The sequence below is a fragment of the Pseudoalteromonas sp. SK18 genome (genome assembly GCF_001974855.1).
GTDB lineage: Bacteria > Pseudomonadota > Gammaproteobacteria > Enterobacterales > Alteromonadaceae > Pseudoalteromonas.
The window spans coordinates 13,216-35,095 of sequence record NZ_MTQB01000010.1; the positions used below are offsets into that span (position 1 = coordinate 13,216).

General features: G+C 40.6%; 19 protein-coding genes and 1 tRNA gene. 10 read left to right on the forward strand and 10 right to left on the reverse strand.

The window, feature by feature from the left end; translation table 11 throughout:
* Positions 1-114 precede the first annotated feature (114 nt).
* The 5 genes from rplA to BW139_RS09200 form a co-directional block, all read right to left on the reverse strand.
* Positions 115-819, reverse strand: a complete 705-nt coding sequence (gene rplA / locus BW139_RS09180; protein ID WP_008108463.1) for a 50S ribosomal protein L1 — start codon at positions 817-819, stop codon at positions 115-117.
* Between the two features lie 4 nt (positions 820-823).
* Positions 824-1,252, reverse strand: a complete 429-nt coding sequence (gene rplK / locus BW139_RS09185) for a 50S ribosomal protein L11 (RefSeq protein WP_008108462.1) — start codon at positions 1,250-1,252, stop codon at positions 824-826.
* A gap of 217 nt (positions 1,253-1,469) precedes the next feature.
* Positions 1,470-2,027, reverse strand: a complete 558-nt coding sequence (gene nusG, locus BW139_RS09190; RefSeq protein WP_008108460.1) for a transcription termination/antitermination protein NusG — start codon at positions 2,025-2,027, stop codon at positions 1,470-1,472.
* A gap of 4 nt (positions 2,028-2,031) precedes the next feature.
* Positions 2,032-2,409: a preprotein translocase subunit SecE gene (gene secE / locus BW139_RS09195; RefSeq protein ID WP_076919439.1), complete on the reverse strand. Its 378-nt coding sequence runs from the start codon at positions 2,407-2,409 to the stop codon at positions 2,032-2,034.
* A 130-nt stretch (positions 2,410-2,539) separates the two neighbouring features.
* Positions 2,540-2,616 (reverse strand) — tRNA-Trp (locus tag BW139_RS09200).
* A gap of 228 nt (positions 2,617-2,844) precedes the next feature.
* Here BW139_RS09200 and BW139_RS09205 point away from each other — a divergent pair.
* Entirely contained in the window at positions 2,845-6,771 is a 3,927-nt protein-coding gene (locus tag BW139_RS09205; RefSeq protein ID WP_254844958.1) for a hybrid sensor histidine kinase/response regulator transcription factor, read from the forward strand.
* Between the two features lie 133 nt (positions 6,772-6,904).
* Positions 6,905-8,029 carry a CsgG/HfaB family protein gene (locus BW139_RS09210; RefSeq protein ID WP_076919441.1) on the forward strand — a complete coding sequence of 375 codons (1,125 nt, stop codon included), beginning with the start codon at positions 6,905-6,907 and terminating at the stop codon, positions 8,027-8,029.
* 49 nt (positions 8,030-8,078) lie between these two features.
* On the opposite strand, the gene BW139_RS09215 is transcribed toward BW139_RS09210, so the two are convergent.
* Both BW139_RS09215 and deoC read right to left on the reverse strand, forming a co-directional pair.
* On the reverse strand, positions 8,079-8,579 hold the full coding sequence (locus tag BW139_RS09215; RefSeq protein WP_076919442.1) for a hypothetical protein: 501 nt from the start codon (positions 8,577-8,579) through the stop codon (positions 8,079-8,081).
* Positions 8,563-9,315, reverse strand: coding sequence for a deoxyribose-phosphate aldolase (deoC, locus tag BW139_RS09220; RefSeq protein ID WP_076919443.1), 753 nt, complete (start codon positions 9,313-9,315; stop codon positions 8,563-8,565). The genes BW139_RS09215 and deoC overlap by 17 nt, the downstream gene beginning before the upstream one ends.
* 265 nt (positions 9,316-9,580) lie before the next feature.
* On the opposite strand from deoC, the gene cysG reads away from it, so the two are divergent.
* Genes cysG through cysQ form a run of 6 tightly spaced genes read left to right on the forward strand, consistent with a single transcriptional unit; the run spans position 9,581 to position 16,534 of the window.
* Positions 9,581-11,002 carry a siroheme synthase CysG gene (gene cysG / locus BW139_RS09225; protein ID WP_008108452.1) on the forward strand — a complete coding sequence of 474 codons (1,422 nt, stop codon included), beginning with the start codon at positions 9,581-9,583 and terminating at the stop codon, positions 11,000-11,002.
* A gap of 43 nt (positions 11,003-11,045) precedes the next feature.
* Positions 11,046-11,945, forward strand: a complete 900-nt coding sequence (gene cysD / locus BW139_RS09230; RefSeq protein WP_076919444.1) for a sulfate adenylyltransferase subunit CysD — start codon at positions 11,046-11,048, stop codon at positions 11,943-11,945.
* Complete coding sequence (gene cysN, locus BW139_RS09235) at positions 11,945-13,369, forward strand: sulfate adenylyltransferase subunit CysN (protein WP_008468825.1); 1,425 nt, start codon at positions 11,945-11,947, stop codon at positions 13,367-13,369. The genes cysD and cysN overlap by 1 nt, the downstream gene beginning before the upstream one ends.
* Positions 13,370-13,402: 33 nt before the next feature.
* Positions 13,403-15,127, forward strand: a complete 1,725-nt coding sequence (locus tag BW139_RS09240; RefSeq protein WP_076919445.1) for an SLC13 family permease — start codon at positions 13,403-13,405, stop codon at positions 15,125-15,127.
* Positions 15,128-15,160: 33 nt separating this feature from the next.
* Positions 15,161-15,754 (forward strand): adenylyl-sulfate kinase, encoded by a 594-nt coding sequence (cysC, locus tag BW139_RS09245; RefSeq protein ID WP_076919446.1) that lies wholly within the window; start codon positions 15,161-15,163, stop codon positions 15,752-15,754.
* A 9-nt stretch (positions 15,755-15,763) separates the two neighbouring features.
* Positions 15,764-16,534, forward strand: coding sequence for a 3'(2'),5'-bisphosphate nucleotidase CysQ (gene cysQ / locus BW139_RS09250; RefSeq protein ID WP_076919447.1), 771 nt, complete (start codon positions 15,764-15,766; stop codon positions 16,532-16,534).
* Positions 16,535-16,775: 241 nt separating this feature from the next.
* Here the strand turns inward: cysQ and BW139_RS09255 are convergent, their stop codons facing one another.
* The 3 genes from BW139_RS09255 to BW139_RS09265 all read right to left on the reverse strand — a co-directional run bounded on the left by BW139_RS09255 (position 16,776) and on the right by BW139_RS09265 (position 18,624).
* Complete coding sequence (locus BW139_RS09255; protein ID WP_008468821.1) at positions 16,776-17,057, reverse strand: hypothetical protein; 282 nt, start codon at positions 17,055-17,057, stop codon at positions 16,776-16,778.
* A gap of 184 nt (positions 17,058-17,241) precedes the next feature.
* Positions 17,242-17,463, reverse strand: coding sequence for a hypothetical protein (locus BW139_RS18525; RefSeq protein ID WP_254844959.1), 222 nt, complete (start codon positions 17,461-17,463; stop codon positions 17,242-17,244).
* 363 nt (positions 17,464-17,826) lie between these two features.
* Positions 17,827-18,624, reverse strand: coding sequence for an alpha/beta fold hydrolase (locus tag BW139_RS09265; RefSeq protein ID WP_036955729.1), 798 nt, complete (start codon positions 18,622-18,624; stop codon positions 17,827-17,829).
* A gap of 477 nt (positions 18,625-19,101) precedes the next feature.
* On the opposite strand from BW139_RS09265, the gene BW139_RS09270 reads away from it, so the two are divergent.
* Both BW139_RS09270 and BW139_RS09275 read left to right on the forward strand, forming a co-directional pair.
* A complete protein-coding gene (locus BW139_RS09270) occupies positions 19,102-20,373 on the forward strand; it encodes an aromatic amino acid transport family protein (protein ID WP_008108442.1) in 1,272 nt (423 codons plus the stop codon).
* A 131-nt stretch (positions 20,374-20,504) separates the two neighbouring features.
* Positions 20,505-21,842: a M24 family metallopeptidase gene (locus BW139_RS09275; RefSeq protein ID WP_076919449.1), complete on the forward strand. Its 1,338-nt coding sequence runs from the start codon at positions 20,505-20,507 to the stop codon at positions 21,840-21,842.
* Positions 21,843-21,880 lie beyond the last annotated feature (38 nt).

Consider the following 21,880-nt stretch of genomic DNA (forward strand, 5'->3'; position numbering starts at 1 on the left):
AGGCGCTTCGAAATTATGGACTTCAACCCGAATTCTTTACTTTGCGATTAACTAAATTAATCAGCAAAATGGCGCGAAATTATAGTACAAATTTCACGCCATGTAAACACTCAATTAAGCAACAACTGTGCTTAAAGTGCCTTGGTCAACAGAAACACCTGCGCCCATTGTTGTAGAGATAGTTACTTTCTTCAAGTAAACACCTTTAGCTTGAGAAGGTTTAGCCTTCTTAAGTGCAACAATTAGAGCTTCAAGGTTTTGTTGTAACTGCTCAGCAGTGAAATCAACCTTACCAATAGTAGTATGGATGATACCATTTTTGTCATTGCGGTAACGCACTTGACCTGCTTTCGCATTTTTAACTGCTTCTGCAACGTTAGGTGTTACAGTACCAGTTTTAGGGTTTGGCATTAGACCACGTGGGCCTAAGATTTGACCTAGTTGACCAACAACACGCATAGCGTCTGGTGATGCAACAACAACGTCAAAATTCATCTCGCCTTTCTTAACTAGTTCAGCAAGATCTTCCATGCCTACTAATTCAGCACCGGCTTCTTTTGCAGCTTCTGCATTAGCGCCTTGAGTGAATACAGCAACACGAACGTCACGACCAGTACCGTTAGGTAGTACAGTCGCACCACGAACGTTTTGATCAGATTTACGAGCATCGATACCAAGGTTAACAGCAACGTCAACACTTTCTACGAATTTAGCTGTTGCTAGTTCTTTTAAAAGAGCAACTGCTTCGTTAATTTCGTAATCTTTAGTTACTTCCACTTTTTCGCGGATAGTACGCATACGTTTAGTTAATTTAGCCATTATCTTAGTCCTCTACGTTCAAGCCCATCGCACGCGCAGAACCTGCGATAGTGCGAACCGCAGCTTCTAAATCAGAAGCTGTAAGGTCTGGTTTCTTTGTCTCAACGATTTCTTCAAGTTGAGCACGAGTTACTGTGCCTACTTTTTCAGTGTTAGGACGGCCTGAACCAGATTTGATACCTGCAGCTTTCTTAAGTAAGTAAGCAGCCGGTGGCGTTTTCATGTCGAACGTAAATGAACGGTCGCCGTAAACAGAGATCACTACAGGAACTGGAGCGCCTTTTTCGATAGATTCTGTACGTGCGTTGAACGCTTTACAGAATTCCATGATGTTTACACCGTGTTGACCTAGTGCTGGACCTACTGGAGGACTAGGGTTAGCCATACCAGCAGCAACTTGTAGCTTGATTAGAGCTTCAACTTTCTTAGCCATTATAAATACCTCATTAGGTGGGTCTTAGCCTTGTGCGCGCGAGGACGCGTACTCTAGCGGCTTCCCAGTTTAAAAATTGGTTTCTCACTTTTTAGTAAACAGTTAAACAAAGGTTTTCCCTGAATACAAAAAGGCCGCTGATTATAAGTTAATCAGCGGCCTTTTTCAAGCTTCGTGCCAAAAATTTAAAAACTTTTGACGCGACGCTTTAAATCAATTACTTATCTTGTTCAACTTGACCAAATTCAAGTTCAACTGGCGTAGAACGACCAAAAATAAGTACCGACACTTTAACGCGGCTCTTTTCGTAGTCAACTTCTTCAACCACACCACTAAAGTCTGCAAATGGACCATCAGTAACACGAACCACTTCACCCGGCTCAAATAATGTTGCTGGTTTAGGCGCTTCTGCGTTCTCTTGTAGACGGTTAAGAATACGATCAGCTTCTTTAGTACTGATAGGCGCAGGACGGTCTGATGTGCCACCAATAAAGCCCATAACACGTTCAGTGCTATTTACTAAGTGCCAGCTTGCATCGTTCATATCCATTTGTACTAGTACGTAACCTGGGAAGAATTTACGCTCAGATTTACGCTTTTGACCAGCACGCATCTCTACGACTTCTTCAGTAGGAACTAATACTTCACCAAAGCTATCTTCTAGACCTTTGATTTTAATGTGCTCTAATAAAGTTTGAGCAACACGCTTCTCATAACCTGAGAAAGCCTGTACTACGTACCAACGTAGTTTCTTTTCGTTATTCTCATCCGACATGGGATCAGATCTCCAATCCAGTTAAAAAGCCTACAGCGCGGAATAATATGCCATCTAATCCCCAAAGGATTAATGCCATAATCACTGTTGCAACCATTACGATTAATGTCGTGTGCGTTGTCTCTTGACGCGTTGGCCAAACTACTTTACGTACTTCAATACGTGCTTCTTTTGCAAAAGCTAGAAAGGTACGTCCTTTTTCAGTTACTGCTGCGATGCCTAAACCCGCTGCAACGGCAACAACAACACCAATAGCACGTAATAATACAGACTGATCTGCATACATATAATTACCAACTACTGCGCCTGCAAGTAGCACAATTGCCACAAGCCACTTTACCGCATCCATCCCACTTGATGGTGTTTCCACATTCGTGCTCATAATATTATTACCTTAACTACAGACACAACAACCCTGCACGTCGACAGGGTTAATCCATTAAAATCTAAACTTAAAAACAAGCTTACTTAAACCGATTTTTAGTTCTAGACTTTGCTCACTTTGTAAAAATTGGCAGGGGCGGAGAGATTCGAACTCCCAACCGTCGGTTTTGGAGACCGCTGTTCTACCAATTGGAACTACGCCCCTGCAAAGTGGATGCCTATTATACTTACGCAATTCATTAACACAAGAGTAAAAAGATACCCATAACTTAAAATCTCTCTGGCGACTGTAAAAATCAAACTTAACATTATTAAAAAAGCAGTTTATGATTGTTCCAATTTTAGGAATACTGTTCGCACAAGGAAGCCAGTGCCTTTACTTCACCCCCTATTCAAAACCCTCATTTTAAGTTTTTTTTGCTTGTTTCATAGCATGCTTATTGCCCGCCCTATTCACTTAGATACATTTTCGAGTGAGCAAGGATTATCGCAAAATTCCATTACATGCAGCATCACTGATGAGCAAGGGTTTCATTGGTTTGCAACACAAGGCGGTCTTAATCGCTTTGATGGTTATGAGTTTAAACGCTTCAAGTCTCACCCTACTGAGGCTAGTATTTCAGGAAACTGGGTCACCGATTGCCTTGCTGGCGGCCCTCATTCTATCTGGTTTTCTACAGCCAGTAATGGTTTAAACTTACTTGATACTCAAACCGGTCAATTTAAGGTTTTTAATACACAAACTGAGTTAGCGATTACTGATAACCGTATATGGTCACTGGCGCCAGATAAGCTCAATAATATTTGGTTAGGCCATGAACATGGAAAGTTAACGCGTCTAAATATAGTCAAGAATGAAGTAGAGTCGTTTAGCTATAATAGCCCCGAGCAAGCTAATACAGTCATACAAGATATTGTTATAGATACACAACAAAATGTCTGGTTAGCAACCAACGAAGGATTAATTAAGTTTAACCCAAAGCATAAAACCTTTAATCACATTGCAGGAAGTCATAAAAATTTATGGCGGCTGCAATTAAATGCACAAGGGCAGCTATTAGTAGCAAGCAAACAAGGGCTTAGCCTATTTAACCCTAAAACAGAGGCTTTTGGGGAGTTTGCTCAGTTTGCAGGTGTATGGATCACCGATATCTTAGTTGACGACACCGATACCTTGTGGCTAACAAGTTATGGTAAAGGTTTATTTTACAAAACAAAGCAAAGTACATCTAAAAATAACTTTGAGCACATACCGCACAATAAGCAGCAACTAAATGGGCTTGCTAATGATTACCTATTGTCACTTTATCAAGATCGGTTCGGTATCATTTGGATTGGTACAGATGGCTATGGGTTACAACGTTATGATAAAAAGCAAAATCAATTTTCGCATCAACAGCACTTGAGCGATGATGACAATACCATTAGTCATAATTTTGTTCGCGCTCTACTCAAAGATACACAAGGCCAATTATGGGTTGGTACTCGTGACGGTTTAAACAAACAAACCGACACAGGTTTTAAGCACTATAAAGTTAACTCAAAATTACAAAGCGGCCTAACCAATAATAATGTCTTTAGCCTACATGAAGATAACAAGCAGCGACTTTGGATTGGCACTTATGGCGGCGGATTACTGCAATATAAACCAACTGAAGATAATTTTATTACCTATACAATGCAAAGCCATCAGCTTAGCAGCGATCGTGTTTATGCGATAACGAGCGATCCTAAAGGAAATTTATGGCTAGGTAGCAATCAAGGTTTAACACGCTTTAATCCCGACACCTTAGAGGTTCAACATTACAAGCACGACGACTCGACTAATAGTCTTGCTAACAATACCGTGTTTACTCTGCTTTTTGATAAAAATACAAACGGATTATGGGTCGGGACGCGTGCAGGTTTAGATTATCTAAGCATGGAAGATGAATCATTTACTCATTACCCCGCCAATCAGGCATCGCAAACTGGTTTAAGCCATAATATGGTCACCTCTTTGCACCTGCAAAATAACGATACTTTATGGGTGGGTACCTTTGGTGGTTTAAACCGCCTTGATAAAAAAACACAAAAAATCTCTTACATTACCGAACATGATGGATTACTAAACGATAATATTTTTGCCATTAAAGATGATAGCAAAGGCTACTTATGGCTAAGCAGTAACCAAGGACTGACTCGCTATAATCCCACGAATCAAGCTATGCAGCATTTTTTACCTCGTGACGGCGTGCAGCATAATTCGTTTATTTTAGGTGCCGCTTTTCAAGCACCTGATGGCGAGCTATTTTTTGGCGGAATCAATGGCTTTAATCAGTTTTACCCTAGTAAACTGCAACTGAGTACTTCATCCCCAACCCCAGTATTAACTGAGCTATTAATTTACAACCAAGCAAGTAAAACAAAAAACTATCTAACAGATCAAAAACAGCCCGCAAAACTAATAAACCATACTAAAAAACTCTCTTTTCCAACCAGCCAAGGGGTCATTGGCTTTAAATATGCCGCCGTTAATAACGCTTCATCGACTAATCAATATCAGTATGCTTACAAGCTAAATGGTTTAGATAAGCAATTTATCTATACCGATGCAAGCCAACGACAAGTTAACTATTCACAGCTAAGTGCAGGTAACTATCAATTACAATTAAAAGTAAAAGATCAATACGGGCAATGGAGCAAAGTTCACACTATGCTAAAGCTGACAGTAACGCCTCCTTGGTGGCAAACGCAATTAGCCTATGCGGCTTATTTTATAATAGTTTTGATTATTACATGGTTAATTTTAGCGTCACGCTATCGAGCTAAAACCGCAGAGCAACTCATTCAACAAGAAAGAAAGCTCAATCAACTAAAGACCCAATTTTTAGATAACATTAGTCATGAACTTAAAACGCCATTGAGCTTAATTTTAGCGCCAGTAGAAAACTTACAACAGCAACAACTTGGTGCTCAAGCACAACAACAAGTTTCTATAATTAAGCGCAACGGGCACCGCCTTCTTAATTTAATCAATGAGTTATTACAGTTAAGTCAGCGTCCAAGTTCGGCTACAGAGAATGTATCCGCTTATTCTTTAAGCCCTTTTGTAGCGCAAATAGTAGACGACTTTGCTATTTTGTTTGCCCAAAAAAATATTAATTTTTCCTTTAAAGACACGACGCAACAGCCTAGTTACATAAATTTAGAAACTAAACATACTTTATCTATTATTGATAATTTATTGACCAATGCACTTAAATACACCCCATCAGATGGAACCGTTAATCTAACGCTTTCTAACACAAACAATAATGTTGTTATAACGGTATCTGATACTGGTATTGGTATTGAAGAGCACCAGCAAGCGCTTATCTTTGAACGCTTTACTCGTATTGCAACACACAACCAAACAGGCAGTGGTATAGGTCTCGCGCTGGTTAAGCAGCTTGTAGAGCAATACGACGGGCAAATTTCATTAGCCAGTAAAATAAACAAAGGAAGTTGTTTTACAGTCACGTTGCCATTGTGTGAATCAGATAACTTATTAACGGATAAACAACTAGCGTCCTCTCAAACTATGCTGGTAGAAAACAACAAAAAACTACTCATTGTTGAAGATAACGAAGAAATGCGTGAGTTACTGGTTTCATTATTTAGTGATAACTACACCTGCCTCACCGCTAATAATGGAGAAGAAGGGCTAGTGCTGTGCCAAACTCAAATGCCCGATATAGTGCTCAGTGACGTAATGATGCCTACGATGGATGGATATCAACTTCTCAGTGCCATTCGCTCAGATATCTCTATTAATCATATCCCTGTTTTATTACTCTCTGCCAAAGCAGACAGTCGCAGTCGAATAAAGGGGCTTGATTTGCTGGCCGATGACTACCTGTGTAAACCCTTTGAAGCATCATTATTAAAAAGTCGGGTTCATGGCTTATTAGGCATTCGTGATGCGTTAAATAAGCACCTAATAAAACAGTTATCAGCCCAAGCACATGCTGTGACCTTAGATGCACAAATAGAGCAGAATAAAGATTACACGTTTACAGAACGCTTAAAAACAATTTTGCGTGAAAATTACCAAAATGAACTGTTTAGCGTCGAAGAGTTTGCCAGTGCAATGTGTTTGAGCCCTCGTGCACTGCAATTAAAAATGAAAGCACTTTTTGACATTACACCCAGCGATTACATTCGCAATACCCGCTTAGAATATGCAGCAAAATTATTAACTGATAGCGACTTAACCATAGGTTTAGTTGCAGATAACACCGGCTTTAGTTCTCAAAGTTACTTTGCCCGTTGTTTCAAAGCCAAATATTCACTTACACCAAAACAATACAGAGAAGCGCAAACATGTAAAAGTAATTAGCTTCGCGTGTGTACTCAAAGCTTTCGCCTGAGTACTATTTTTAAGCTACTGATTTATTTAAATTAACCTTAATTAGCCATTGCTAAAAAAATAACTACAAATGTAATTAAGCAGATAAATTAAGGAAAATCCTATGCTCTCATCCATACAAAAAACGCTACTTGCCACAGCATTAATAACCAGCTTAAGCGCATGCCAAAGCACCTCAACAAACGTTACCTCAAATCAAAACTCGCCTGACATTAATGAAGTAAGCAAACAGCAATACAATGGCCCTAAAGCACGTATAGCTGTGGCGCGTTTCACTGATAAGTCGAATAACTCTAGATGGTGGCGAAAAGAGATCGGTGAAGGTATGGCAGATCAACTTACCACTGCACTTGTTGGCACTAATCGCTTTATTGTATTGGAGCGCCAAGCACTAGACGCTGTGCTTTCGGAGCAAGATTTAGCTGTATCAGGCAGAGTGAGTGCACAATCGGGTGCAGCGTATGGCGAAATTGAAGGCGCTGAGATTGTAGTCGTTGCAGCGGTTACCGAGTTTGATGATGACAGTTCAGGTGCAAGTGTTGGTTCGGGCGGTTTTATTGGTGATGTGTTTAGCTCTGTTTCAGCTGGCTTTTCTGGATCGCATATGGCTATTGACCTACGCTTAATTGATACACGCACTTCACGTATTCTCGCCGCTACTAGCGTTGAGGGTGGCAGCAAAGATTTTGACTTTACTAGCGCAGCGACTAACTTTGGTGGCGCACTCGTTGGAGGAAGTCTTAGCGGTTGGTCAGACACCCCAAAAGAAAAGGCACTACGAGAAGTAATAATTAAAGCCGTTGAATTTTTAGAAACTAAGATTCCAGATACCTACTATCGCTATAACCAAAACAACACGCTTGCAGCAGGCTATACAGCGCCACCACCGCCAAAAGTAACAAGTAAAAGAACAGCGTCTGTAGCTGTCGATGTGCCGAATCATAGAATGCCACATTACGAAAAAATGGATTTGGCAATGTCTCGTATGAACTTGGTTTGCTTAGGGTATTTAAAAAACCAACCTAATTATGAAGAATTTGAGACTGAAGACGTAGAATACGACCGCCAAACTGTATTAGCACTGCGCGAATATCAACAAGAAAAGAGCTTAAAAGTAACAGGCCTTGCCGACGAAACAACAAAGAAATCTTTAGATGACACAAAATGTTTAGCAAAAACTCAAAAATCAGGGCTTGAAAGCTTAGGCAGCATGTTTCAATTTAACTAATCAATACAATTCAATTTAAATCAAGAAAGCGGCTATCCTCCAGCCGCTTTTAATCTACTAGTAATAACTCACCGCGATAAAAATCACATAACAACCAAATTTGCTCAAATTGATGGGTTTTTGGAAAGGCTACTTTTTTTATTACCGCTTCAAAATCACTCTTATGCCAAATGGTACTGGCGTTACGAATTAACAACCAGGTACGTTTTGAGTAATAACGCTTAGTCGCTTTTTGTTTGAGCAATCGTCCTAATGCTGATTGCAGTCGGTGCTCACTGGGCTGTTGAGCCATGTCAGCTAAGTCACGTTGCATTTGTATCGACAGTGGTCGGCCTAGCACGGCCATTGCTTCGGTTTCACTAGCGTATAAATGCGCTACTTCTATATCGAGTTGCTCATTTGCTTGATAACAGCTTACATCGGGTCTATTTGGTTCATTGTGCCAAATATGGCGCATATGAATTCCCGTTTGCTGTTCATAACATCGCAAAAACAACTTAGCTGCATCGTGCTCTAATTGTTGTTTTTCGGCATCACTGCTGCGTTTCATTCAATACCTTATAAACGTCATTTAACAACGATGAAGCGCCAAACCTAAATGTCTCTGGAGCTAAATAATCATGGCCCATAATCTCAGTTGTTAGTTGCATATAAGCATTGGCATCTACTGAGGTTTTTACCCCGCCAGCGGCCTTAAAGCCAACTGGTTTTGATGACTTTTTAATAGCTTTAAGCATAATTTCAGTTGCTTCAAGCGTGGCGTTAACCGCAACTTTACCGGTGCTGGTTTTTACAAAATCAGCTCCCCCTTGAATAGCAAGCTCGGTTGCTTGAGCAATAAGTGCAGGTGTTTTTAGCTCACCGCTTTCAATAATCACTTTAAGTTTAGCGCGACTACCACATGCTTTTTTACTTTCACTCACGTATTCCAGCACCGTATCAGCTTCACCTTTTATAAGTGCTTTGTAAGGAATGACTAAGTCAATTTCATCGGCCCCACGCTCTATAGCTATTAGTGTTTCATTAAGCACTTCATTAAGTGGCGCATCACCTGTAGGAAAGTTAGTCACTGTGGCCACTTTTACATGACTCAATAACCGATTAGCGAGTGCTATTTTTGCATCATCTACAAATTCACTAAACACACAAACTGCAGCAGGCGTGCCTAACTTAGGATCAATACTGTTTACTAATGCATTAATACTAGCTTGACTATCATCGGTGTTTAAACTGGTTAAATCCATTAAACTAACAGCTAGCATGGCGTTTTGAATGTTATTTGTCATTTTATGCCCATGAAATTTTAGAAACCTTAAACTATATAAGTATCATAGCTTAATCTTGCTATAGCTCATAACCAAACACTATAAGCGCGTTTTTTATACTAAATGTCACTCTACCCCTTACTAAATACGATTTAGACCTAAAAAACATGATTCATATAACTTTTAAGTATATCAACTAAGATTTAATTATTTTTTACTTATCAATAGCCGCTATATTCTGCCTTTGCGTTACACACTTTATTATCTCTTTTAGGGGCGTTACTCAGTGCAATATTTACCTATCTTTACCAAACTCGACAACAAGCCAGTATTGGTAGTTGGCGGTGGAGAGGTTGCCTTGCGAAAATGCCGCGCGTTCTTAAAAGCGCGTGCCGCTGTAACCTTAGTTGCCCCATGGTTTTGTGATGAATTAAAAGAACATGCTCACAACAATGAAGTAACATTAATAGATGCCTATTTTGAAGAGTCACATCTTGATGGCAAAATTTTGATTATTGCCGCCACCGACAATGATGAAGTTAACAATACGGTATTTGAACTCGCCAATGCCCGTAATGTGTTTGTAAACGTGGTGGATGATCAACCTAAATGTACCTTTATTTTCCCCTCTATTGTTGATCGCAACCCAATTACCATTGCGATTTCAAGCGCAGGTACCGCGCCGGTATTAGCACGGCGTTTACGCGAAAAGCTCGAAACACTTATCCCGCAGCATATTGGCCCGCTAGCCAACTTAGTCGGTGGCTTTCGCCATAAAGTAAAACAGCGCTTTAAACACTTTGCCGATCGTCGCCAGTTTTGGGAAGGCGTATTTGATTCATCAGTAGTGAGTAAAGTCCAAACCGGTGACACCCATGGCGCTGAGCAACAATTAGAGCAAATGCTAGATGCCAAAGTTGAACCAGAAGGCGAAGTATACGTAGTGGGTGCAGGCCCTGGGGATCCGGAGCTACTCACCCTAAAAGCATTGCAACTAATGCAACAAGCCGATGTGGTGGTATATGATTACTTGGTTTCCGATGAAATTATGGAATTAGTGCGCCGCGATGCTGATTTAATTTGTGTGGGTAAACGCTTAGGCGATCATAGCGTAGCGCAAGAAGATACTAATCAGATGCTAGTTGATTTAGCGCAGCAAGGTAAAAAAGTATGCCGTATTAAAGGGGGCGACCCGTTTATTTATGGCCGTGGTGGCGAAGAAGTACAAGTACTGGCAGCCAATAACGTAAATTACCAAATAGTGCCAGGTATAACAGCGGCCGCAGGCTGTAGTGCCTATGCAGGTATTCCTTTAACGCATCGCGACCATGCTCAAGCTATTCAATTTGTTACTGGTCACTGTAAAAAGGAAGGCCAAGAGCTTAATTGGCAGTCGCTTGCTCAAAAAAACCAAACACTGGCTATTTATATGGGGGTGATTAAATCGCCGCATATCCAAGCTGAGCTATTAAAACATGGGCGAGAAGCAACAACACCAGTGGCAATTATTGAAAACGGCACCCGTAAAAATCAACGTGTTGTCACAGGACAGTTAGACCAATTAGCACAGTTAATTGAGCAGCATCAAATAATTTCGCCCGCTTTACTGATTATTGGTGAAGTGGCTTCGCTGCATCAAGAATTACACTGGTTTGGCGAAAAAGCGCAGATCAGTAGCTTTGCCCAACCGCTGACAGACGTAGCGTAATTTAACAGATTTTAATTTAATCATTTTAGTAGGACGACCAACAATGGCTTTAACTCACCTTCAGCAACTTGAAGCTGAAAGTATCAAAATCATGCGCGAAGTCGCCGCTGAGTTTGAGAACCCAGTTATGCTTTACTCAATCGGTAAAGATTCATCGGTACTTTTGCATTTAGCACGTAAAGCATTTTACCCTGCAAAAATTCCGTTTCCGTTATTACACGTAGACACCAACTGGAAGTTTCGTGAAATGATTGAGTTTCGCGACCGTTTAGCTAAAGAGTACGGCTTTGATTTAATCGTGCACAAAAACCCTGAAGGTATCGAAATGGGTGTAGGCCCATTCACGCATGGTTCGGGTAAACATACCGATATCATGAAAACTCAAGGGCTAAAGCAAGCGCTAAATAAGTACAGTTTTGATGCCGCATTTGGTGGCGCACGTCGTGATGAAGAGAAATCACGGGCTAAAGAGCGTGTTTACTCATTTCGTGATAAACACCATCGCTGGGATCCTAAAAACCAACGTCCTGAGCTTTGGAATACCTATAACAGCCAAGTGAACCCAGGTGAAAGCATTCGTGTATTCCCACTATCAAACTGGACTGAACTAGATATTTGGCAATACATTTATCAAGAAAACATCGAAATGGTGCCACTATACCTTGCTAAAGAGCGCCCAGTGGTAGAGCGCGATGGCACGCTAATTATGGTTGATGACGATCGCATGCCGCTTAATGAAGGTGAAGTACCGCAAATGAAGTCGGTTCGCTTTAGAACCTTAGGCTGTTATCCACTAACCGGCGCAGTTGAATCTACAGCCAGCAATCTAACCGAAATTATTGAAGAAATGCTGCTTTCATCGTCATCTGAACGCGAAGGTCGAGTGATCGATCATGACTCAGCAGGCTCTATGGAGAAGAAAAAACGTGAGGGGTATTTCTAATGTCTAACCTAAATAACGATACATTTAATGAAGTAAAAGAAATTGGTATAGACGCTTACCTAGCACGTCAACAAGATAAAAGCTTATTGCGCATGCTAACGTGTGGCAGTGTGGATGACGGTAAATCAACCCTCATTGGCCGCCTATTACACGACAGTCACCAAATTTATGAAGATCAGCTAGCCGCGCTTCATAAAGATAACGAAAAAGTGGGTAACGCCGGTGAAGAGCTTGATTTAGCATTGTTAGTAGATGGCCTTCAAGCTGAGCGTGAGCAAGGCATAACAATTGACGTAGCATACCGTTATTTCTCAACCGCTAAGCGTAAGTTTATTATTGCCGACACCCCAGGGCATGAGCAGTACACCCGTAACATGGTTACCGGTGCATCAACCAGTGATGTTGCCATTATTTTAGTGGATGCACGTTATGGTGTGCAGGTACAAACTAAACGTCATAGTTTTATTTGTGACTCATTAGGTATTAAGCAGTTTGTGGTTGCGGTTAACAAAATGGATATTGTTGATTTTGACGAAACGGTTTATGAAAAAATTAAAGCTGATTATTTAAAATTTGCCGAGCAACTTAACGTATCAAACATTAAGTTTGTGCCTATGTCGGCGCTTAAAGGCGATAACGTTGTAACCCGCTCTGCTCATACTCCTTATTACACCGACAAGCCGCTGCTTGAGCTGTTAGAAGACTCACCAGCAGCTGAAATTGACACCGGTTTTGAAGCGCGTCTTCCGGTGCAATACGTGGTACGCCCTAATCTAAACTTCCGGGGTTTTCAAGGCACGCTTACATCAGGTAAATTACGTGTAGGTGATGAAGTGAAGGTACTGCCTTCAGGTAAAACATCACATATTAAAGAAATTGTTACTTTTGATGGCAACCTCGACACCGCCGAAGCTGGCCAAGCAATTACAGTGACCCTCAACACTGAAATAGATATTAGCCGAGGAGACGTTATTGTACCTGCGAATTCGCAAGCTCAAGTAACCAACCAATTACAGGCTAAAATTGTGTGGATGCACGAGTCACCATTGGTACTCGGTAAAAGCTACAACCTTAAGCTTGGCAGTAAAAACACCTCGGCCATGGTCACAAAAATTGATCACACAATTGATGTAAACACGCTAGAGCATGGCAGTGCAGATTCATTGCAGTTAAACGAAATTGCGATTGTGACACTGGAGCTGACCGAGACTATTTTAGCCGATCAGTACCATCATAATCATGAAACCGGTTCGTTTATTCTTATTGATCGTTTATCAAACTTAACGGTTGCAGCGGGAATGATAGAACAGGTACTGCAAAGTGAAGAAAACGCGGGACAATTTAGCGACTTTGAAGTTGAATTTAATGCCCTCGTACGCAAGCACTTCCCGCATTGGCAAGCGCTTGATATCTCAAAGCTATAACGTTAATGAACGCCTGTTAGGAACATTTAAAGCATGGTAGAACAGCTCATTTTAACAGGCATTATGTTGCTTTTAGTCGGGTGCCTGTTTGGCACCCGTATTAATCCTGCATGGTTATTTGTTAGTGCCATAGGCACCAGCTACCTAACCGGGTTAATAGATTTAGAAAGCATGCTGGTTAATTACACTAACTCATCATTAATTACTTTAGTGTTATTAATTTTAGTGTCGATAGCGATAGAAAAAACCACACTTATTCAACGCTTAGCTAAATCGTTATCCAGTGGTAGTTTAGTTAAGTCAGTAACTAAATTAGGGCTTTCTACCGCCTTTTTATCGTCGTTTACTAATAATACTGCGGTGGTTGCCTCTTTAATTACCGCCATAAAGGATAACCCAAATCACTCCCCTTCAAAGCTGCTGTTACCCTTGTCGTACACCGCTATTTTAGGGGGGACGATTACGCTTATTGGTACCTCTACTAACTTAATTGTAAATGGTTTTGCAGTAGATGCCGGTATGGCGCCACTGGGCTTTTTTGACTTTACCTTGGTGGGTTTGGGCGCACTCAGTATTGGCTTAATCACTATTTTAGTGATGCTAAAATGCCTGCCCGACAATGGTAAAAATAGCCAAGAGGTGGTGCCTTTTTATTTAGAAGGGAAAGTACAAAGTGGTTCTAAACTAATAAACCGCACCGTAGAAGAAAACGGTTTACGCGATTTAAAAGACTTGTTTTTGGCTGAAATTATTCGTGATGGCAACCGTATTTGCGCCGTTACTCCGCAACATATTATTCAACAAGACGACATACTGCTGTTTGTGGGCGACATAAAATCGGTACCTTTGCTTACTCGCTTTGATGGCTTAAAAGTGGTGCACGACAAACACGAAAAAGACATAGAACACCTCGTTGAAGTTGTCGTTAGTCAGTCGTCTAAGTTAATTGGTAAAACAGTAAAAGAAGCCCGCTTTAGAGAACAATTTCATGCGGCCGTTATTGCTATTCGCCGTGGGCATGACCGCTTACAAGGCGGGCTTGGACAAGTGCGATTACAAGCGGGTGATTCACTCATTCTCGCCCCTGGTAAAAGCTTTTATGACTTAACTAACTTAAAACGCGAGTTTGTGTATATTTCAGGGCTTGATTTACAAACCCACCTCGGTGCAAAGCAATCAAATATTGTGCTGTTAAGCTTTGCGGGTGTGCTGGGATTAAGTATTTTAGGTGCAGTACCGCTGGTTAAAGGCTTGTTAGTGTTACTTATTGGCCTAATGCTGTGTGGTACTATTAAGCTGAGCGAGATAAAGCGCCGCTTTCCTATTGAGTTACTTGCCGTAGTAGGTAGTGCCATAGGTTTAGCCAAGCTGATGATAGGCACTGGCCTTGCTGGGCAAATATCAGACGCTATGTTTGTAGTGCTAGGCGACTTTGGCCCTTATGGCGCGTTTATCGCTATCTTTTTAATGACCGTATTATTTACCGAATTAATCACTAATAATGCCGCAGCAGCGCTATCGTTTCCGGTTGCCTACTCATTAGCCATTGGCTTTAACGTAGAACCTTTACCGTTTATTATGGCGGTTGCATTTGGCGCTTCAGCCAGCTTTATTTCACCTTTTGGTTATCAAACTAATCTAATGGTTTATAGCGCGGGTAACTACCGACTAAAAGACTATGTAATGATGGGGCTACCGCTTTCTATTATTTATTCAATCACCGTACTGACTTTGATCCCGCTGGTATTTCCGTTTTAATGCCCGCGTTTATAGCATAAAGAGACACAGCAAATGGATAACAATATTGTTTGGCATAATTACGCCACCACTAAAGTACAGCGCAGCGAACAAAAAAAGCATAAGCCGGCTATTTTATGGTTTACTGGTTTTTCTGGCTCAGGTAAAAGTACCGTTGCGAATGCACTAGAAGCAGCACTCAATCAGCAAGGTGCGCACACGTACCTACTTGATGGCGACAATGTACGCCATGGTTTATGTAAAGATTTAGGCTTTAGTGATGCCGATCGCGTTGAAAATATCCGCCGCGTAGGCGAAACCGCCAAGCTAATGGTTGACGCTGGTTTGTTAGTCCTTACTGCGTTTATATCTCCCTTTAAATCTGAGCGCGACATGGTTCGTGAGTTAGTTGATGAGGGTGAATTTATCGAGGTATTCATCGACACCCCTCTTGAGGTGTGTGAAAGTCGCGACCCAAAAGGCTTATATAAAAAGGCGCGCGCCGGTGAAATTAAACACTTTACCGGGATTGATTCTACTTACCAGCCGCCAGTTAATCCTGAAATAATTTTAGATACCAGTAAAAACACCCTAGACCAATCGGTAGCTCAACTGATAACGTATCTAAAACATCAGCATATACTATAGGCCCATCTAATGAACCAAACTGAACTGCTAGAAGAAACCCTTATTCTCGCTCGCGAAGCGGGAAGCGCGATTATGGGTATTTACAACAAAGACTTTAACGTTGAATACAAAGCTGATGAAAGCCCCGTAACCGACGCCGATTTAGCAGCTCATAAAATCATTAGTGCCGGACTAAAAAAGCTCACCCCAGACATTCCCGTATTGAGTGAAGAAAGCGCCGATATTGGTTGGGACGTACGCCAAACATGGAAAAGCTATTGGCTGGTTGACCCAATTGATGGCACCAAAGAATTTATTAAAAAGAACGGCGAGTTTACCGTTAATATTGCCCTAATCGAAAACGGCAAACCAGTTTTAGCTGTGGTTGATGCCCCTGCGCTAGGTGTATCGTACATAGCCGCTGAAGCCATTGGTGCTTTTAAAGACAAAGGCGATGAGCGCATCGAGCTTAAAGTCACCACTAAGCCTAACAAAGGCCTCATTCGTGTAGTCGGCAGCCGCTCGCACCCTTCCCCCGATTTAGCTGAATTTGTAAAACGCTTTGATGAGGTTGAAATGGTGTCAAAAGGCAGCTCACTGAAACTGTGTTTAGTCGCCGAAGGCAGTGCTGATATTTACCCCCGCTTAGGCCCAACCTGCGAATGGGACACAGGCGCGGGCCATGCCATTGCCGAAATAGCCGGCGCTAAAGTAACTAAGCTCGATGGCAGCCCACTTATTTACAACACCAAAGATGAATACTTGAATCCGTATTTTGTGGTGAGTGCGGTGGAAGAATAAAAGCTAAGAGCTTCGAGCTGTTAGCCACGAGCAGCTCGATGTAAACCTAAACACCGTAGGTTGGGTTGAGTGGAACGAAACCCAACAAGTACCCGTTAACCATCCTCGCTATTTCGCACTAAACAAGAACTTGTCCACGAATGATAAAGTGCACTAAAACACAGCAAGGTTATGAACATACCAAGTGATAATATAACTTTTTCTATTAGGGTTTGTTCAGGCTTTTGGTCAAGTATGCTTTTTAAGAGATAAAGAAAGTAAAATAGGTACACGCACCGATGCCTATAATCAGCATAAAGAGCCGCTTTATTAAATTACCTTCAGTAGGAGAAATTTCCTCACCGGTATATGGTGCATAAATACTTCTTTTTAATATAAATGCATAGATATATCTATAACAAAAGAAAAATACAAACACGCAAAACAACAACTTTTCTACTGACTCAAAACCTATGAAAAAAGTAGCTCCTAACACAAACCATAAAATACCGAATAATATAACAATGGCTTTCTTTTTATCCATACTGACCGCCTTTATTTTTTCTTTAAGTTCTTTATTTATAAAACTTAATAGGCGTTTTAGTTAAAAGATTTGGACGTGTTGTAGCCTGTGAAAATCTAAGTAAAGTTTTTAGCCTTTATTAAATTGCGTTGTTAGCGATGGAATTTATAGTCGGTAACCCTAATTTTTTAGTTATCGCTGAAAATTAAGCTTTTGTGTATGGTCCATAAACAAATTCGTTGTGTTCAGCAAACTTGTTATCTTTGGCTTTATCAATATAGTAAAAAGCACAAACCTTATTCGGACAAGCATAAGCCGAAATATATTTTTCGTTAGATTTAATATTTATTAGTTCATCGAGTCGCCCAATATATGCGCTCTGACCAAGGCTGTAACCTAACCTTTTGGTATCATCAATGTAATACACTTTATAAGGTTGCTCCTCCCAAATTGGAGAGCACCCATTAAGAAGTAATGATATTAAAACTAAACATATTCTCACACACTTCCCTGCATTCTAGTAACTTGCTCAAATTACACCCTTATAGTTCACATGAGCGCGTTCTTATTTTGTGAACATCTATTAGTAGCAAACTGTGTAAATAATTACCAATTATATTTAAGCGAGGTATTCTACTATGTGTAAAAAAGCATGACATGGAGTAAGGCCTTGTTTTTAGTTTTCGATAAAAGTCCAAAAGAATGACCTACTCCAGTTTGCTAGTAATATCGGTTATAAGTTTTTCTAATTACCTACCATTAATTAAACACTTTTTAAAAGCGGTAACCCCTAACGATTTTGTTGGGCGATAAAAGCAAGCGAGTGTTGATTGAATAAGTCTGGGCGTTCTACGTTACAAACATGGCCGCATTGGTGAATAGTTTGCAGTACGCTATTTTTATGACGCTTAACCATTTCTTTAACCGGGCCAAGGAACATGTGATCTTCTTTACCCATAATGTAAAGAATGGGTATATCAATGTCTTTTTCTTTGAAATACTGCATTAAGGGGTTTACGTCCATGGCTAATTTAAACCACTTTATAAACTCTTTTTGGCACAAGCGTTTTGCTTCACGAACAAACAAAAGTCGAGACTCTTTATGACGCTTTTTCGGCATCATAATAAAAGCAAATAAACGATACAGCCACATGTAAGGCAACAAGTGTTTAAAGGTATTGCCTAAATAAACCAAGGTATTACTACGAGTGTTAAAACGAGTAACCGCCCCACCTAGCACCATGCTAGAAACATATTGCGGGGCGATTTCTGCAATATTTCGAATAAGAATTGTGCCCAATGAAATACCAACAAAGTGTGCGCTGGTGATATTGTTATGATCTAACACATCGATAATGTCTTTAGAGACATTATTAAATGAGTAATTATTATCAACAAAGTTTTGTAATAGATCATTAGATTTACCGTGACCACGAAGATCAAGCAACAACACATTATATTCTTTTTTATAAGCTTTAAGCTGACGAAACCAGATTGCCGAACTCCCCCCTGCGCCATGGACAAATACAACCCATGTTTTACTGGTTTCGTGCACAAAAATAGTATGGAAAAGAATGTCTTTGCTCATTGCAATTAGCGGCCTATTTACTTCATTTGGCTTATTAAATTGTAGAAAGTATAACCGAGTTTAGAAAAAATCTCTTATGAAGTTCCTATTAATGGCTTCAATATTACAGGATAAAACCCGTTTTGAGTTGTTAGCTATAAATTAACTGGCCAAGAAAGTGAGCAAGCATTCTCAATTCTCATAAGTACACTTATCAATCATTCACTGAGTTAATCTATACCAAGTACACATTGACTTGAAAATAACTTTTCAGACTGTATGTCCCGCCTTTCACACCAATCATGCTGATTATTCACTCATTTCGCGGCATATTCCCGCGCTAATTGCTTGCCTTTTGAGCACTGTTTCATATTCGTGACAGTCAGTAACTAATACGCTACAACAAATTTATATCCACGACATAAAAACACATGAAATGTGTGGTTAAAAACTATATTCTTCGGCGCAATTATTATGATAAATAATGGATACACACACATGACAACATCTCAAGGTGCAACGCTTTCAAATGCACCAGCACAAGACGCACACACGTCTAAATCAAAATGGAACCTGCATGATACGCAGTGGACACTGAGCCTTTTTGGCACCGCAGTGGGTGCTGGTATTTTATTTTTACCGATTAATATTGGTATTGGTGGTTTTTGGCCGCTGATTATTATGGCGTGTTTAGCCTTTCCTATGACCTTTTTGGCACACCGTGGTTTGGCGCGTTTTGTATTATCGTCAAAAAATAAAGAGGCTGATTTTACTGATGTAGTAGAAGAACACTTTGGCGTAAACGCGGGTCGGCTGATCTCCTTGTTATACTTTTTATCGATTTTCCCCATTTTGCTTATTTATGGTGTCGGCTTAACCAATACGGTAGACAGCTTTATGGTCAATCAATTAGGGATGGAGTCGCCGTCACGCGTTGTTTTATCGGGTATTTTAGTTGCGCTAATGATTGGCTTAATGATGGGCGGTGAACGCTTAATGCTGCGCGCCTTTGCTATTTTAGTTTATCCACTTGTGGGTATTTTGTTCTTTTTGTCTCTGTATTTAATCCCAAGCTGGCAAATGCCCGATACAGCCTTGCCTGAGCTAGGTAGCTTTAGTAAAACACTATGGTTATCAATTCCTATTATTGTATTTTCGTTTAGCCATGCAGCGGCTATTTCAAGCTTTGTTAATAAGCAACGCAGTCACTATGGTGACATAGCAACGTCTAAGTCTGAAGCAATTCTAAAACGTACCAGCTTATTACTGATCACCTTTGTTTTGTTATTTGTGTTCTCATGTGTGTTATCGCTTACCGGTGACCAAATGGCTGAAGCAAAAGCGGCAAACGTCTCTGTTTTATCTTATTTGGCTAATATTACAGAAAACTCATTTATTGCAACGCTGGGGCCTTTGGTTGCCTTTATTGCGATTATGTCGTCGTTTTTAGGTCACTTTTTAGGGGCACGCGAAAGCTTTACTGGGTTAGTGACTAAACACTCAAACATGAGCCCTAAAGTGGCTGATAAAGTGGGTGCGGTACTGATGTTTTTCGCTATTTGGTTCTGCGCGGTTAAAAACCCAAGCATACTAGATATGATGGATCAGTTATCAGGCCCAATCATTGCGATGATTTTATTCATTATGCCAATGATTGCAGTTTACAAAGTGCCCAGCTTACAAAAATACCGTAACCGTTTAAGTACCTTATTTGTACTGGCTGTTGGCTCATTAGCTGTATTTGCGTTACTGTACAGCATGCTTAGCTAAGCAGTATTTATTACAAAAGCCCAGCGCATTTTGCTGGGTTTTTTTGTGCCTGCGGTTTATCGCAAATGATTTGTTTATATTATTGTTTGTGCAATGTTAGCTTATATATTCGTCTAAAAAATAAGCCAGCCATGCAAAACAATAAATACGTTTTTTTACTCACTTTTATACTCATACTACTTAGCCCTGTAATTAAAGCCGCTGAGCCCCCTACTATTCTATCAATGAAGGAAAGAGCCGCGTTTATCGATAGCATTACCGAAAAACGTATTAAAACGTTATTGCCCACATTAATGCAGCAACACAATATAGATATGTGGCTAATGATAAGCCGCGAATATAATGAAGACCCGATATTAAAAACCATGCTGCCTGCTACATGGCTTTCGGCAAGGCGCACCACTATTTTATTATTTGCAGTTAACAAACAAGGCGGTGTTGACGCCTTTGCAATTGCGCCTTACAAAATAGGAAGTGTGTTTAAAAAGGCCTGGGATAAGCAAGCACAGCCCAATCAGTGGCGTGCACTTAATGAGCTAATTGAGCAATACCAACCACGAAATATTGCCCTTAATACATCAACAGACTGGGCTCATGCCGATGGCTTGGTACTGGGCGATTATAAACAATTAATGTCTACCCTACCTAAACCATATCAAAGCAAAATAATATCAGCCGAGCCGCTGGCTGTTTCATGGCTTGAACAACGTATTCCCGAAGAAGTAGATATGTATAAGCATATTGTATCTATTGCCCATCATATTATTGCTGAGGGATTCTCCAGTAATACTATTACGGTTGGAGAGACAACCAGCGACGATTTAGTGTGGTGGTTTAGAGAGCGGGTAAGGGAGCTTAAGCTGCAAACGTGGTTTCATCCTAGCATTGCAATACAACGCGCCGACAGCAAATCGTTCGACCATGAAGACAGCTTTACCAACGGCTATGCCGATAATGTTATTCAAGCAGGCGACTTATTACATGTCGATTTTGGCATTAATTATTTGCGTTTAAATACCGACACTCAACAACACGCGTATGTTTTAAAACCAGGCGAGACAAGAGCTCCCAATTACCTAGTTGATGCGTTAAAAAAGGGTAATAAGCTACAAGACATTTTTACAGCTGAATTTACAGCTGGTAAAACAGGTAATCAGGTTTTAAAAGCCGCCCGCGAAAAAGCCATTGCACAGGGGTTAAAGCCCACTATTTATACTCACCCGCTTGGCTACCATGGTCATGCAGCTGGCACTACTTTAGGTATGTGGGACTCACAGCAAGGTGTACCGGGGGATGGCGATTACCCGCTGCATTTAAACACGGCATATTCTATTGAGCTTAACAATGCGGTGTTTATAAAACCGTGGAATAAAGAAATAAGAATAATGCTAGAAGAAGATGCCATGTTTGATAAAACCGGTGTGTGGTATCTCAATGGCCGACAAACCGAGTTATTACTCGTTAAGTAGCATTAAACAACACATACAAAAATGGCGCTCAGTGAGCG

What these genes read in the sequence shown, in the direction of transcription:
- rplA (WP_008108463.1), bottom strand. Translation starts at nt 819, where the DNA reads ATGGCTAAATTAACTAAACGTATGCGTACTATCCGCGAAAAAGTGGAA.
- rplK (WP_008108462.1), bottom strand. Translation starts at nt 1,252, where the DNA reads ATGGCTAAGAAAGTTGAAGCTCTAATCAAGCTACAAGTTGCTGCTGGT.
- nusG (WP_008108460.1), bottom strand. Translation starts at nt 2,027, where the DNA reads ATGTCGGATGAGAATAACGAAAAGAAACTACGTTGGTACGTAGTACAG.
- secE (WP_076919439.1), bottom strand. Translation starts at nt 2,409, where the DNA reads ATGAGCACGAATGTGGAAACACCATCAAGTGGGATGGATGCGGTAAAG.
- BW139_RS09205 (WP_254844958.1), top strand. Translation starts at nt 2,845, where the DNA reads ATGCTTATTGCCCGCCCTATTCACTTAGATACATTTTCGAGTGAGCAA.
- BW139_RS09210 (WP_076919441.1), top strand. Translation starts at nt 6,905, where the DNA reads ATGCTCTCATCCATACAAAAAACGCTACTTGCCACAGCATTAATAACC.
- BW139_RS09215 (WP_076919442.1), bottom strand. Translation starts at nt 8,579, where the DNA reads ATGAAACGCAGCAGTGATGCCGAAAAACAACAATTAGAGCACGATGCA.
- deoC (WP_076919443.1), bottom strand. Translation starts at nt 9,315, where the DNA reads ATGACAAATAACATTCAAAACGCCATGCTAGCTGTTAGTTTAATGGAT.
- cysD (WP_076919444.1), top strand. Translation starts at nt 11,046, where the DNA reads ATGGCTTTAACTCACCTTCAGCAACTTGAAGCTGAAAGTATCAAAATC.
- cysN (WP_008468825.1), top strand. Translation starts at nt 11,945, where the DNA reads ATGTCTAACCTAAATAACGATACATTTAATGAAGTAAAAGAAATTGGT.
- BW139_RS09240 (WP_076919445.1), top strand. Translation starts at nt 13,403, where the DNA reads ATGGTAGAACAGCTCATTTTAACAGGCATTATGTTGCTTTTAGTCGGG.
- cysC (WP_076919446.1), top strand. Translation starts at nt 15,161, where the DNA reads ATGGATAACAATATTGTTTGGCATAATTACGCCACCACTAAAGTACAG.
- cysQ (WP_076919447.1), top strand. Translation starts at nt 15,764, where the DNA reads ATGAACCAAACTGAACTGCTAGAAGAAACCCTTATTCTCGCTCGCGAA.
- BW139_RS09255 (WP_008468821.1), bottom strand. Translation starts at nt 17,057, where the DNA reads ATGGATAAAAAGAAAGCCATTGTTATATTATTCGGTATTTTATGGTTT.
- BW139_RS09265 (WP_036955729.1), bottom strand. Translation starts at nt 18,624, where the DNA reads ATGAGCAAAGACATTCTTTTCCATACTATTTTTGTGCACGAAACCAGT.
- BW139_RS09270 (WP_008108442.1), top strand. Translation starts at nt 19,102, where the DNA reads ATGACAACATCTCAAGGTGCAACGCTTTCAAATGCACCAGCACAAGAC.
- BW139_RS09275 (WP_076919449.1), top strand. Translation starts at nt 20,505, where the DNA reads ATGCAAAACAATAAATACGTTTTTTTACTCACTTTTATACTCATACTA.